Annotated in this window: 15 protein-coding genes; 10 read left to right on the top strand and 5 right to left on the bottom strand. The window is 41.2% G+C overall.

Features of this window, described 5'->3' with window-relative positions:
• Positions 1 to 5: 5 nt before the first annotated feature.
• Entirely contained in the window at positions 6 to 272 is a 267-nt protein-coding gene (locus R8P61_28260; protein ID MDW3651004.1) for a helix-turn-helix transcriptional regulator, read from the bottom strand.
• 125 nt (positions 273 to 397) lie between these two features.
• On the opposite strand from R8P61_28260, the gene R8P61_28255 reads away from it, so the two are divergent.
• Positions 398 to 865: a hypothetical protein gene (locus R8P61_28255; GenBank protein MDW3651003.1), complete on the top strand. Its 468-nt coding sequence runs from the start codon at positions 398 to 400 to the stop codon at positions 863 to 865.
• Positions 855 to 1,301: a hypothetical protein gene (locus tag R8P61_28250; protein MDW3651002.1), complete on the top strand. Its 447-nt coding sequence runs from the start codon at positions 855 to 857 to the stop codon at positions 1,299 to 1,301. Before R8P61_28255 ends, R8P61_28250 begins: the two co-directional genes overlap by 11 nt.
• Positions 1,302 to 1,495: 194 nt before the next feature.
• Here R8P61_28250 and R8P61_28245 read toward each other — a convergent pair whose 3' ends face one another.
• The 3 genes from R8P61_28245 to R8P61_28235 form a co-directional block, all read right to left on the bottom strand.
• Entirely contained in the window at positions 1,496 to 2,119 is a 624-nt protein-coding gene (locus tag R8P61_28245) for a hypothetical protein (protein ID MDW3651001.1), read from the bottom strand.
• Positions 2,120 to 2,283: 164 nt separating this feature from the next.
• Positions 2,284 to 3,117 carry a restriction endonuclease gene (locus R8P61_28240; GenBank protein ID MDW3651000.1) on the bottom strand — a complete coding sequence of 278 codons (834 nt, stop codon included), beginning with the start codon at positions 3,115 to 3,117 and terminating at the stop codon, positions 2,284 to 2,286.
• Between the two features lie 122 nt (positions 3,118 to 3,239).
• A complete protein-coding gene (locus R8P61_28235) occupies positions 3,240 to 4,136 on the bottom strand; it encodes a zincin-like metallopeptidase domain-containing protein (GenBank protein MDW3650999.1) in 897 nt (298 codons plus the stop codon).
• A 279-nt stretch (positions 4,137 to 4,415) separates the two neighbouring features.
• Here R8P61_28235 and R8P61_28230 point away from each other — a divergent pair, with 279 nt between their 5' ends.
• Together R8P61_28230 and R8P61_28225 are read left to right on the top strand one after the other, a co-directional pair.
• Complete coding sequence (locus tag R8P61_28230) at positions 4,416 to 6,161, top strand: AAA family ATPase (protein MDW3650998.1); 1,746 nt, start codon at positions 4,416 to 4,418, stop codon at positions 6,159 to 6,161.
• Positions 6,158 to 7,837 carry an ATP-dependent helicase gene (locus R8P61_28225; protein ID MDW3650997.1) on the top strand — a complete coding sequence of 560 codons (1,680 nt, stop codon included), beginning with the start codon at positions 6,158 to 6,160 and terminating at the stop codon, positions 7,835 to 7,837. Before R8P61_28230 ends, R8P61_28225 begins: the two co-directional genes overlap by 4 nt.
• Before the next feature lie 87 nt (positions 7,838 to 7,924).
• Here the strand turns inward: R8P61_28225 and R8P61_28220 are convergent, their stop codons facing one another.
• Positions 7,925 to 9,646, bottom strand: coding sequence for a recombinase family protein (locus R8P61_28220; GenBank protein ID MDW3650996.1), 1,722 nt, complete (start codon positions 9,644 to 9,646; stop codon positions 7,925 to 7,927).
• A gap of 141 nt (positions 9,647 to 9,787) precedes the next feature.
• Between R8P61_28220 and R8P61_28215 the strand changes: the two genes are divergently transcribed.
• The 6 genes from R8P61_28215 (at position 9,788) to R8P61_28190 (ending at position 13,623) form a co-directional block, all read left to right on the top strand.
• Positions 9,788 to 11,038 carry a hypothetical protein gene (locus R8P61_28215; protein ID MDW3650995.1) on the top strand — a complete coding sequence of 417 codons (1,251 nt, stop codon included), beginning with the start codon at positions 9,788 to 9,790 and terminating at the stop codon, positions 11,036 to 11,038.
• Positions 11,039 to 11,219: 181 nt separating this feature from the next.
• On the top strand, positions 11,220 to 11,369 hold the full coding sequence (locus R8P61_28210; protein ID MDW3650994.1) for a hypothetical protein: 150 nt from the start codon (positions 11,220 to 11,222) through the stop codon (positions 11,367 to 11,369).
• A 38-nt stretch (positions 11,370 to 11,407) separates the two neighbouring features.
• On the top strand, positions 11,408 to 11,605 hold the full coding sequence (locus R8P61_28205) for a hypothetical protein (GenBank protein MDW3650993.1): 198 nt from the start codon (positions 11,408 to 11,410) through the stop codon (positions 11,603 to 11,605).
• A gap of 30 nt (positions 11,606 to 11,635) precedes the next feature.
• Positions 11,636 to 12,025: a replication protein gene (locus tag R8P61_28200; protein ID MDW3650992.1), complete on the top strand. Its 390-nt coding sequence runs from the start codon at positions 11,636 to 11,638 to the stop codon at positions 12,023 to 12,025.
• A 209-nt stretch (positions 12,026 to 12,234) separates the two neighbouring features.
• Positions 12,235 to 12,417, top strand: coding sequence for a helix-turn-helix domain-containing protein (locus tag R8P61_28195; GenBank protein ID MDW3650991.1), 183 nt, complete (start codon positions 12,235 to 12,237; stop codon positions 12,415 to 12,417).
• A 135-nt stretch (positions 12,418 to 12,552) separates the two neighbouring features.
• Entirely contained in the window at positions 12,553 to 13,623 is a 1,071-nt protein-coding gene (locus R8P61_28190; protein MDW3650990.1) for a hypothetical protein, read from the top strand.
• The last annotated feature ends 45 nt before the right edge of the window (positions 13,624 to 13,668 follow it).

The following is a 13,668-nucleotide window of genomic DNA, read 5'->3' as shown; positions in this document are numbered from 1 at the left end:
AGGTTTCAGTCTGATTGAGGAGGGGTACTTTGGCTATCCTCTAGCTTATTTAGGAATAGCTTATCTATGGGTACCTCCAGACCTTCTGCAATTAGATGTGCATTCCAAATCGACGTATTAATATCTCCAGCTTCTATTCGTTGAATCTGCCTAATATCCATATAAGAGCGGTCTGCCAAATCATGTTGCGTTAGCCCTTTTTGGTTTCTTAGCTCCTTCACTCTTTTCCCAAAAGTATCTAAAAATAGCTGTATTTCATCCTGAGGGCCCATGCAGGGCAAGATGAGGGAAATATAAAATTAAAAATACGACATATTTGTCGCAAAAAATTGATTTAACTATATTCACAGGAAAGTTAGTCGAGTTCTTTGCGGTATGGAATAATTAGAGTGATTTTATGGAATTACTCGGGATCAACATTGAAATAATACTACTGATAATCCCTATTGTCTTGGGGTTAGTAGAATTGAGACGAAATACAAAGCTACGCTTAGCTGATTTTCTGGTGAGAAAATTTGAAGGTTTTCAACGTGATCGCCAAGCTATGCTTGATAATCCGCGTATTCTCACTCTGCTTGCTGAGGAAAAAGGTATCCCAAAAGATGACTACTTGATGCGATCAATCAATACTTTTCGGATTAATAAAGCCTTCGAGAACTATTATCTACACAAGAAAGGACATATCGAGGGTGAGTTATGGGAGCGAGATAAAAAAGATATTTATCGATTATTCACCAATGAGTCAATTCTAGAGCGTTGGGAAGAAGTTAAGCAAGTTCACTCAACAGACTTCCAAGCATTTATTGAAGAGATAATTCAACATAAAGTAAAAACAACAAGAAAAGATCAAACAGATGAAAGTTAAAATTATTCATGCGACGTTGGGCTGCGAAGATTCTTCATGCCCTACGATTTACCAAAATGACCTGGAAGATTATCTCATCCAGGGTTTTATTTTGGACACAAAAGTCAAACTAGCTCTAGACATACCTGAGGGCGAAGATGCTGTAGTTGTCCCGAAAGGATTCATGGAGCGATATATCGCCAACCGGATTCATATGGTGTGCAAAACTACTTACCCAACTTGTGAAGACACTAATTTTATTTCACCTATCTCACAAAATAGTGCTGGAGATTATTATGTCCAGGGACATATTCTAAATTCAGAAGATAAAGTTAATTTGAATATACCTGAAGGTGAAGATGCAGTCGTTATACAGAAAGAGTCTATTGAGCAATATATTGCTTTGCGGATTACTATGGCGCTCAAGCGTAGAACACTTGAGCTAGTTACAGATTAATACATCTGATAACCACCCCACTTGAAAGCCTGGATGTAGTAGTCCAGGTTTTTAGTACAATAATAGCCCCCACCAGAAATGGGGGCTATTACACCTATTTTTAACTAATGCTCACAGTAGGTTAACAGCATAGCCAAAGGGTTGGCTATGCTCAACCAGGCAAGACTAATCCTCAAAAAGAGTTTTAGAGAATTTTACTGAGATGAAAAAACCTTCTGGGCACTAGGGGTTGTACAATCATTCGCCTCAGTAATCCTCTTAGCTAAATTAACTCTATCTTCTTTATATTCATCAGCCTCCTTACAATTTCGTGGTACTGCAGTAATTGGCCATTTTGCTACAAACTCGTCTAATGCCGTTTTTATCTCTTGAGCACAATCACTAAGTTTTTCAGATTTAACTCCACTATCAACAATCCCCACAGTTGATGTAAGAGCGGCTGTCGTTAGGCTTGTAATTTCAGCTACCTTGGCTTCGCTATCTGAGTCTGCAATTCCGACGACTCCGCCAGTTAATCCTATGGCAGTCCCAATGATCGTCAGTATATTTGAGTTATTCTTCTTTTTCTTTGCCTGATTTTGAAATTGAACTATATCTCTTCTGTAGCTATCAAGGAATGAATTCAAATCTTCTTTCCACACATCCGCGTTAATATCATCGCAATCACCCTCTAACGCGCTCATTGTCAAGCTATTTCTTTCAACTAAAAGAGTTTGTGTACTTATTTTTTGAGAAGTTGGAGCACACCCTGAGATATACAATATAGATGAAGGCAATAAAGCTATTAAAAGGATGGCACTGAAACGTATCTTATTCATTTTGTCTATATTTTGTCCAAATGTATAAAATATATTATTAATGAAAAAATATTTTTACCGGGACTATAAATAGAATGATTTTATATCGGTCTATGAAAAATATTCACAAATGGAGGATAAAGAATAGGCAGATTAGAATTGGTATCATTAAAAATTAGGCTACCCTACTTCCTATCTTCTTTAATCATACCCGTCTTAGAAATAGTATAAGATTTGCCTTCAAACAGTACTTTCATTTTCATCCAAACTTCATCCACAATGTCTATCTGCCGGTTTCCACTTATGTTCTTTACGGTTAGTTTGCCTTTCAAGGTGAAGCCTCTAATTGGCACTATCTCTTTGGTTGCTTTATTAATCAAATGACCCTCTTTGAGATCATAATACTCCTGAAGTATTTTCTCCGCCTCTAACTTATGCAGCTGCTTTTTAAAAGTCGCGATGTAATGATTAAGTGGGGTGTCTTTGCCATCTTTTTGCCTTAAGATTAAAAGATGTGGTGGTAGAGATGAGAGCTCTGGTTTTCGTGGATCAAACGTTATACTCAATATCTCGGGGCGACTTCGTTCAACCTTGTTCATAACGATGAGCGTCCCGATTTCAAAGCTCGGTTCTTGCGCCTCTTTCTTTTGATCCTTTTCATCTAGCTCGCTGAGCACCGTCAGGTCTATGTTTTTATACTTAGCAAACAACCTTGCATCCTTGGTAAAACCCTTTTGAGAAACGACTACACCCTTATGGATTCTGGCGTCTTCAATAACACAGACCAATTTCATAACGACGTCTTTGTTTACCGTTTTTTTCCAGTGTTTACATTCTATGGCTATCAAGTAGTCATTATCTCCATCATTGTAACTGATCAGCACATCTATTTGATGGAAAACGCCTGATGTGCCTTTTACTTTACAATCTTTCCCATGCCCAACGATCTTAACTCCCTTTTTATGGCCTAGGGTCTCGTAGATGTATTTGGTTACGTCTTCATATTCTTCCCAGTTCATAATGTCAGTGTTGTTTCAAGTCCTTCATGCTGCAAGAAAAGTTAAGAGGAAATTCCCGGACTTCAATATCTTCAGTTCACACAAAGAAAACCCTGGACTCAAGAATCCAGGGTATGTGAGGTTTATGGCAAAATGTATTCTACAGCTCGCTTCGCCTTACTCGCCGCCTGAAAGATGAACTTCTTGTCATCTTTGAGCTTGCTCAACCAGCCTTGGATGTAGGCGGTAGAGTTGGTGAAGGTGGCGGGATTATCAATCCCAACCACCCGACAGAGAAAGGCCGCTCCGATCTCAGCCGTCAGCTCTTCCTGGGAGTAGATCAGTGAACCAAATTTCACTGTTCCCATCACTTCTTCGCGCATCAGCCTCGATACATGCCCAGTACTGTGTACCAGCTCATGAAAGAAGGTCGCATAGTAGGCTTCAGGACTCTCAAATTGATTGAGTACCGGCATCTGCACGGTATCAATGGGTGGAGCATAGTAGGGCTCGCTACCACCGAATCTGATTGTAGGTGGATTAGGGATGCTGGCAATGATCCGTTCACACTGATCAAGCTGATCGTGAGTATGAGGAGTCTCTGGTAACTGAAAGTCTATCCCTTCAATATCTGAGATATTGAAGACCCGATAATACCGGGCAAAGAAGAGCTTGGTCAGATCGTCCTGACCAAACCTATCTTCATCTACCACAATATTGCCTTCCTGGTCCTTGTAGGAAATCTTCCAGTACACTATCGGAAGACTCTTGGCTTCACGTCTGACTTTACCGCCCAAAGCATTGGCTTGTTTGAGGGTGATAAAGTAGGGGACTTCATACGGACTAAGATTAGTCAGAATGGCGTTAATACCGGTATAGATATGCTTGGTAACGTAGTTTCTGGCATAACCTACCCCTTGCCAGGTCTTTCTCCAGGGAATCCGTCCTTGTTCCAAGGCTTTCACAATCTGATCAGTAATAAACTGATACACGTCTACGGTCTGACCAGTCTTCTGGCCAGCTTGTCTTTGCTGTCTCATGACGATAAATTTTTGGTGAAAAAATGGAGATCAGCTTTCTGACAAATGAAAAGAACGAGGAATCTTCAGAATCCTCGTTTAGTCGCCGAACGCTTCACTTGCTTTTCAGTATACCTTAAGATGAAGCCCAGTTTCAGATCAATATGTGAATATTTTGTTTCGATTAGAGCTAGGTATAGGTGGGTGGATCGAACCTTTTCTTTATTGAGCCGAATTATACCTTATAAGAAATTAATTTCCTTTTTCTCAAAAGAGTCAACACCGAGTGTAGTCGTGCCTATGAAGATTTCAAAAATTACCATTAAAGGCTTCCGCAATTTTAAGGATGCAACTATTAACCTTGCACAACAGGCCCTGATCATAGGTCCAAATGATATTGGAAAAACAAACTTTATTCGGGCATTTCGCTTGTTGCTTGATCCTGGATTATCCTATCAAGATCTCAAACCTGATGATTCTGACTTTTACGTGCATGAGCAAACAGACGCCATCGAGATAACACTAAAACTAATTGATGTTACGGAAGACTGCCTTGTAGCAAAGTTAGGTAAGTATTGTAGCGATACTCACGAAGTATTTCTGAGATATGAAGGATTCCGGGGCAACAATGACGAACCATTTCGAATCAGCGCGTCTCCTGATGGTACTAATTTCACTCCGATCAGTCGTCCTGATTATCTACGTGTTCTTAACTTGAGGTACATTGATAGTAACCGGGATCTATTCGATTACATTCGCCGAGAAAAGAAAAACCTCTTAGAAGATGCAAAGACTTTACGGACCGATCAGGCGGTAGTCGATGCCGACGACACCAAACAAGCTGAGCTTAAAAATAAGCTAGGAGAAATAAATAGCTTGGTAAAAGAACTCTCCTACATTCAAAATTCAACTGACCATCTCAACACTGAATTGGAGAAGCTCGCTTACCACCATCATGGGAATAAAGTAGTATTCGAGGTGGTTGAAGCTGAGGCAAAGGACTTCATTGAGAATATTAAGTTGGCCAACTCGGTTAATGATAACCAATTATCGATTGGAGGGGCTGGTAGAAATAATCAGATCTACTTTGCTTTGTGGGCTACGAAGAATAAGATCCAGGAGGACTTTGATAAAGAGGTAACCATTTACTGTATAGAAGAACCCGAAGCCCACCTTCACCCTCACCAACAGAGGAAGCTTGCCAGTTATTTCGTTAACAATACTTCGAGTCAACTTTTCATCTCAAGCCATTCTCCTCAAATAGCAAGTGAGTTTTCTCCTGACTCGATTGTAAAGCTATACAACAATAAACCCGATACAAAGGCTGCGAGTGATGGGTGTGGTCAAAATATCGGAGGTGCAGTCATTGATTTTGCCCACCGGATGAATATCCTTCCAGCAGAAGCCTTCTTTTGTAGTGCTGTATTACTGGTTGAGGGTGTTTCTGAAGTTATGTTTTACAAGGCATTAGGTAGCCAAATAGGGATTGACTTAGATTTCTATAATATCAGCGTGCTGAGCGTTGAAGGAATTGGATTCGAGGCATACATAAAGCTATTCAATTCGTTAAATATACCTTGGGTGATTAGAACAGATCTAGATGTAATTAAAAAGAATAATGGGAATCAGTACGCAAGGGGTATTTCTGTTGGAAAAAATATTTACAATGCCAATGGTGTAGAAGTTGAGGAAATCAAGAACCAAATTGATTCTGCTTTCCAGACTGTTAATGACATTGATAACCCGGATGATCCTACAGTGGAAACCGCAATAAATGGTTTTAGGGATGCCTTTTGTAAAATTGACTTCTATCTGGCAAACAAAGACCTGGAATCAGATTTAGTTAATTCGCCACTGAAACAAGCTATTGAAAATCATTATGGTACAGGTAAAACTGATGATCAATACGTTAAGCTGATGTCAGCCAAGAAGGGTGTAAATATGTTTGGGTTCCTCAGCGCAAAATCTGGGGAGTTAAACGCGCTTGAAACCGAAAAAGTTGTAGAGCCATTAAAGCGTTGTAAGGAAATTGTTGAAGCGCAATGAAGAAAAAGACACCAACCGATGAACAATCCAACGTAATCAACCATGACAGCAGTTGTGTTGTCGTGGCGGCCCCTGGGAGCGGTAAAACCTATACGATTTCAGAGAAAATCCGCGGCATCCTCAAGGATCTTCCTCATTATATGGGGGTAATCGCCATATCATACACTAACAAAGCTAGCGCAGAACTACAACACCGTTGTATTGGGGACGGCCTTGATAAGAAGGGTTCATTCTTCGGGACTATTCATAAATTCTTCATTTCTGAAATCATTATCCCTTTTGGAAAAATGATTTTCGGCCCTCCCGCAAATGAGTTTGAAATAGTTGAAAGGAAGGCCTTAGGTGACGAATGGAAAGAGAAATTAAATGCACTACCGGAAATCCAGAAAGATGAAGACATATTAGAGGGACACGTTGAGGCGTTTAAAGGTCTGTACCAAGAAGGTGTTCTTGTACTTGAGTCTATTGGATTCTTGGCCCTCCATGTCTTCAAAAGTTCAGCCGCTTGTAGAAACTACATCAAAGCTCGATACTCCCACATTTTTGTGGATGAATATCAGGATTCAAAGCGTGATCAACATGAACTGTTCCTTGAACTTCATCAACTAGGAATCAAGGCAATCGCTGTTGGCGATATTAAGCAAGCAATTTTCAGTCTGCCCGAATGTATTAAGGAACTTAATGAACATGATGATTTCGCTGGATTCAACCTATCGCTAAATCATAGGTGTCATAGATCAATCAATAACTACGCGTGGTATTTTTTTACTGGTCAGGACTTGCGTGGAGAGCATCCGAAAGAAGATGCTGATATCCGAGTTTTTGAAAAACAGGTAACAGGATCTGAAGTCGATATTGCCAAATGGCTCAATGACGCAATACCGCAATACATGGGAAAGTTCGGTGTGCAAGACAGAAACCAAGTAGCAGTGTTGGTGCATCAAAACATCAAATTTGATGTTTTGGCTTCAGGGCTGGAAATCAAATTCAAGGTTTCAAGGAAAACTCCTCTTTCGGAAAGAGCAGATGCTCCAGCCGGATTATTCAATCGCATACTGGAGCATCTTGTATCCGGTCAAGTGTCTCGGTATGGAACAATTGAAGAGTTTATCTGGCGGGATCATCAGCCGGTAAGAGCCCATAAGGCAGATAAACTTATTAAGGATCTTAAGGAAAAATTTGATGGTGGTGAAAATCTGCTCAATCATATTGACCTTTTTAAAGAGGTTGGCGAGCAACTTTTACCACATGAAGATCCCCTTGAAGCCATAGAAATACTAAAGGTTAGCCTGAATGACGATCCAGAATTGGAAAGATATATGTCCGCTAAGAAGGATCAGGTGAATATTATGACCCTCCATAAATCAAAGGGGCTTGAGTTTGAGATCGTCTTTCACTTGGATCTGTATGAATGGGGTCTTCCTGCAAAAAAAGTTGTAGATAAATCTACTAATCCCTGGACTACGGAATTTATTCGCCTACAGCAAGACGGTTCCTTACATTTCGTAGGAATTACAAGAGCTAAACAGTGCGTTGTACTTTGCACCAGCACAAAACGGCATAAGAAAAAGTATCAAAGCACAGAGATTGAAGTTAAGGATGGAAGGCCTTCAGAGTTTTTATGGTGGCGACGAGACCCTGAACTTCAAGAAATGAGGAATGATAGCCCATTTTAAGCACTTATTCAAGATCAGAGTTGGGGGCTAGGTCATATCAGTCATAAGTGTATCTAGTGTATAAAAGTAACTGGTTAAGCGTAATAATTAAGTTAAGGGGTTTATATCATTTGAATCTAAGTATAGGGTTCGAAGAATGTCCCGTTCAGCCCGCCCTATGGGAAAGTAGCAGTACTTCATCCCTGAAAGCCCTTGTTTTTCAAGGGCTTTTTTAGGTTCGAAGCTATCAATTTTGGCCCTATTCTTCTCATACAGTTCTCGGAACACTAAATACGGTTTTTTGAAGTAAAATAAGGGTTTTCGGTCTACAATCACTAGGTTCGAAGCAACTTCAGAAATTACTGACTTTACCTCCGAATTATTCAATTTTGATAGATCATTAGGGATATTGGAAGCTATAGAGAGATCGCGAAACACCTTACCTTTCCATGCTTGCTTTTTATCTTCAGACTGAAGGCTATCTTCAGTTTTTATCAGTGATACTTCCAGATCAGCCTTATACTGAAGGAAGGTTCGTTGGTCAATCTCTCCTTCGATTCTCATCTTGATGAGATTGGCTAGGCTCTTTTTATCCTGGGTATGCTTCTGATGAAGGGTTTCCTTGATTTTTAGGTTTGGTGAACCTTTTACGTTTTCAATCGATTTCTGTATGAGAACGGCAACCCGCTTAGGGATAGAGATTTTTCTGAGTTCTTTAGTTATCTTTTCTTCAAGGTCCTTTTCTTCTATACAGGGCTGAGAACATGGACCCACGTTTTTGGTGCAGCGATAGTATGTTTTATCCACTACACTGGGATTTATCATCTCAGAAATATTAGTCTGACATACAGGGCAGTTTGATTCAGTCTTGGCAGAGAATTTCTTCTTACACCGGGTACAAATGACCTGAAATTTGTGTTCAGCAGTAATATGTCCACCACACTCACCACAGCTAAACGGTCCTCTGTACCGAAATTCATACTTCTGTGAGCCACGAATGCGATTACCACGTTTGCCGAGCAGAATCTGAACACGCTCATACTCTTCCAGGGTAATCATACGCTTATGTTTCCCCTTATGGCGAATCACCCCTTCTTCACCATGATTCCAGTCAAAATACCCGGCATAAAACTGGCTATTAAACATCCGGTAAAAGACACTTTTACTAAGTGGTTTACCCATTGAGTTAACCAATCCAATCCGATAGGCTTCTTTTTGTAGTTCACGAATACTCCACTGACCGGAGAGCATGAGTTCCCACAAATGTTTGACCAGGTCATATTTTTTCGGATCAGGGATAATTTCTGGTTCTCCCAACTTATACCCCGCATTATGGATATATCCCAAAGCAACTTTGTTGTTAGGGTACCAGCCTCGCTTCGCTTTCATAGATAACCCCCGAATAACGTCAGCGCTAAGGTTCTTGACATATTCATTGGCAATCCCAAACTCGACCTGCATCATCAGGACGTTATCCGTAGGTTTGTAATCCTGGCCATGAGTTTGGATATGCTTAATGACGCTTCGTTGAAGGAGCCAACTTACTTCACCTGCGTCAATAGGATTACGAGCTAGTCGATTAAGTTTCCAACACAAAAGGCCATCAGCTTCACCGCACTTAATCCGGTTCATCATGTCATTAAACGCAGGACGTCCTGGCTGCTTGGCTGATTTTGATTCGGTTATGATGTCAGTAATAGTAATGCCACGTTGTTTGGCAAGTTGGGTCATGACTTCAATTTGATCGGGGATAGAAGCCATTTGGCGATCTTCTGAATCGCTGGATTTCCTGGCATAGAGGAAATACCGTACACTTTCATATGTTTGCATATGCTTGAAGTGCTATCGGGTTGTGCTCATAATTAAGCATATCACATAACGATACGCTGTCACGTTATACCGTCACTATTCCCAGTTTGCAATGATCTTTTTGGGGATTGTGGGATATACTTAAAGTCTTGGTTGAAACTTATGGTTGCCATCCTTAACAGCACCATAAATCCATTCTGGTCGGGTAGAAAACTCCTGATTGCGTATCATCTTTTACGCCAAAATCCCAAGCAGAGCATTCCTTTATCGGATCTCATCTATCCCATTAAGTATCCGCATACGGTTATCACTCATTCATGGGAAGCCTACCGCACCTTCATCTGTTTGCTCAACTTGACTGACATTGGCATCACTATCAAAAAGGTTATTCTTGATCCGCTCTTTTACGCTCACGGAGACTTTGATACCAGATGGAATCTCCATGAGGTACCAACCGATTTTTCTCCTGAAGATGTCTATACCATTATCTCTGGCCCTTTTGCTGATCACATAAATAAGGAGGGAAATGGAGAATTTATTCTGATCAAAAAACCACTACCCATCTCAATCCAGAATGCTTTGCGAGCACCTGGATTTTTTCATTGCCTCATAGATGTTGAGAAAAGAAAACTTAGAAAGACACTGACTACCTATTGCCGAGACTACAAAGCTGGACGTCTTAATGGAAGGAAAAGTGTCTTTGGTTATGCATTCACTAACCGATTACTGGAGAAGTTTTTCAAAACCCTCACCTTCAGACAAGGTAAGCACTTGGCGTATACCCTGGGTTCACGAACCACCAACTCTGGTAAATTACAAGATCAATTGACTGACGTCTTTCGCAAGCAATTCAAGTATGAATATGATCTTTGGCGTAAAGGAGAATACCAACTACCATTCTTTGAACATCTCATTACCATGGCGCTAAAGGAAGAATTAACTCTCGATGGTTTTGAGGTGGCTCCACCTAAACCTGATTCAGAAAGCTCTGAGACAGAAATCATGCACTGGTGGGGTTATGACCAACTCGAACTTGATGCTCATCTGAGATTTACCCTAGTGCCACCTAAGCCAAAAAATAACCTCATGTTCTGGAACAAAAGTATTAGTGTTATTGAAATTGAGCCATCAGACCAGGATCATATGTATGTCTTCTTAAATGAGCAATACAATGAGCCATTAGTGATGAGCAGAAGGACGAAATCCGGCAAGCTCTGGTATGCCCTGGCTAAAGATGGTTTTGCTCCTATATCTGACTTCCGTAGCACCTACCGCTATATTACTTTGGATAAACGTTTCAAATTCTTTGCAAAGACTAAGTATTCGTTTAGTCGTTTACTTGAATTGGATGAAGATGGATATGTCATTCCTATTTCGGGTGTAACGGTACGGCTGCGGGAGGACTTGAGCTAATCAGAACGTGGAGTAGGAAAAAGGGAAGAGTCTGAAAGTACGGAGTAATTGGGGAATACAATCAAAGCCCTTGCCTGATAAGGGCTTTTTACTTGTGGGTAAACCATGTCTTGGAAGGCTTCCAACTCTCATACTCAAATCATGCTTGGCCAAGCAGATTACTACACTAATTTTCATTACGATGACTCCATCCGATGAAACCATTGAGGAATATATACGGATTATGAGTGAAGATTTTAATGAGAACCTTGACGAAACTACGGCACGGGAAGAGGTTGCTTCTCTGATGAGACTCTTTGCCATTTTTCAGCGTGCTGAAATTACTAACTAATTAATACGCTATCAACTATAGGGTGTGCTCACAAAACCATGAAGTTCTATCAAGTCTTTTCCAAAAAAGAATACCGTCATAACGGCGAAGATAAAACCCGTTGGTTCAAAATTGGTGAAATTAAGGTAACGGATAATGGGGGAAAGTATCTCAAGCTTTTCTTCCTTCCCAATACGGATTTCATTGTTCTTCCAGAACAAAATGATACCAGCGACGATCTTCTCGTCATTGACTAAACCTTATCAGCTTAATTACATAATCAGCGTATGCGCTACACTACTCCCGTACCAAATGAGGTATTTGATGTGTACCTACGCGACCTCAAGCCAGGGGAACTCAAAGTTCTCCTGGTTGTAGTTCGCCAAACTCTGGGGTATCTCATAGATAAAAAAAATAAACAAAGACGGAAACGAGTCTGGCTCTCACAGGTGAGATTAAGTCAACTGACTGGTCTCTCACGCAAAGCCATTTCTCAGGCCATTACTGGCTTAATTAACCGTAATATTATCACAGTTACTGACGAGAAGGGGAATCCTCTCATGACACCAAATCAACGGAAATATCACCACAAACTTTTTTTTGGATTAGTGGGAAAATCTTCAACACATTCAGTCCAGATTGTGAAAAAAGGAAACAAGTATTGTGTCATTCGGTAAACATTTCTGCGTACTTTCTTCCGTAAAAAGTGGGAAAAAGGGAATGCTATATAAAGAAAATATATAAAAGAAAAAGAGAATGAATATGTGGGTGAAGAAAGGTAATTGGTTGGGGAAATTGAATGATGACTTTGGACACCAGCAACAAAATGACTACCTTTATTCAAATGATTCAAATGATTCATAGTATGTAAGACTAATTAATTAGTATGACAGAGCTAACTCCCAATGAAGTAGCAAAAATGGCCGGAGTTAGCGTGAGAACTATTTACACCTGGATACGGCGAGGATTAGCGGGCAAGAAATTACCAGCTAAGAAAAAACAAGGTCGGATTGTAATCAAAAAGGAAGACTTTGACCGCTTTATCGAGGAGACAACAACAGATTTGTAAAATTAATGACCCCAGTGCTCGTCGGCTAAACGTTACAACTGGGGCCTTAATGACCGAAGTCAATGACAAAGCTAACCATTTGGGATAGCCTCTGCAAGGCAGAGGTTCCCGTCTTAACGAGAAAGGAGGTGGCCCATGTTTGATCAATTCCAAGTCATCTTCCTGGCCTTCACCGGAAAACTGAAAAACTCTCTCACTATTCGGAGATATTTCTGGGTCTTTTGCTCAGGAATTATCATGGCCATACTGATCCTGGCCTACAACGCCTTCATGTCGATTAACTTCTATCGCGTGCTTCTGGAACGATTCACGCCGTGGAGTTCATCAGCCCTCCCGATCATTACCACTTCCGCAATTGCGATCACTGTCTATCTCCTCATGTCATCCCTGACAGGAACCATCCTCGACTACATTGCTGGTCGTGATCACAAGACCAAAGGCCATGAGCCAATGTTTATTGCAGTTGTCCTAGTACTCATTGGCTTTCTGTGTCTGGACATCTACGCCAATCTCAAGGGGGTAGATTACGTGGCCGTCATCACCACCGAAGCTATTACGGAGAACCGCAGTGAACATGTCTTTGATAAGCTTCAAGCGTCTATCAAGGAAAGGGAAACCATCCTTACTCAACTGACCTCCTGTGGTATCAAAGGCTACTGCTGGAAGGGGTATCTCACGGCAGATGGTCGTAAGTACCAACAATCGCTTACGGCAGATATTTCTGCGCTTAGACAGCAACAAACCACGTTGATGAACTCAGCTATGGCAGAGCATCAATCTGATCAGGGACGCTTTGAAGAGGAAGTAGCGGTCAAGCGACGGAGCCATATCCGACTGGTCTGGTTTGCTTATCCGATTGCCTTTTTGATCTGCTTCATTGTCCAGCATTACGTGGATCGTGCCTTGGCGACCCAATCAGGTGGCGTTAGGGGTAGCGCTACCCCTAGCTATGCCTCAAATGGCCACACGCACGGCATGCCCATCGGTTTCTATCAGGGCAGTCAGGAGGATAGCGCTATGTCTCTCTCCGATGCTCAATTTCTGGCCAAATGGAAAGAAGCGGTTGATCTCATCCTGGCTGGACATACCAACCGGCAGGTCATTGATCAGTACGATGGCCCTGAAGGTCAAATCAGAGGCACCACTATTCAAAAGCTCAAGACGGTTCTGCGTGCTCAAGGCATGTTAGCCGAATACCAGTCCTAATCTCACTCCACCTGGATACCAGTCCCGGTGGAGTGTTTTGTATTA

The organism is Bacteroidia bacterium (genome assembly GCA_033391075.1).
Classification (GTDB): Bacteria; Bacteroidota; Bacteroidia; order J057; family J057; genus JAWPMV01.
Note: the sequence above shows the minus strand (reverse complement) of the source record. Positions and strands in the feature narration are given on the sequence as shown.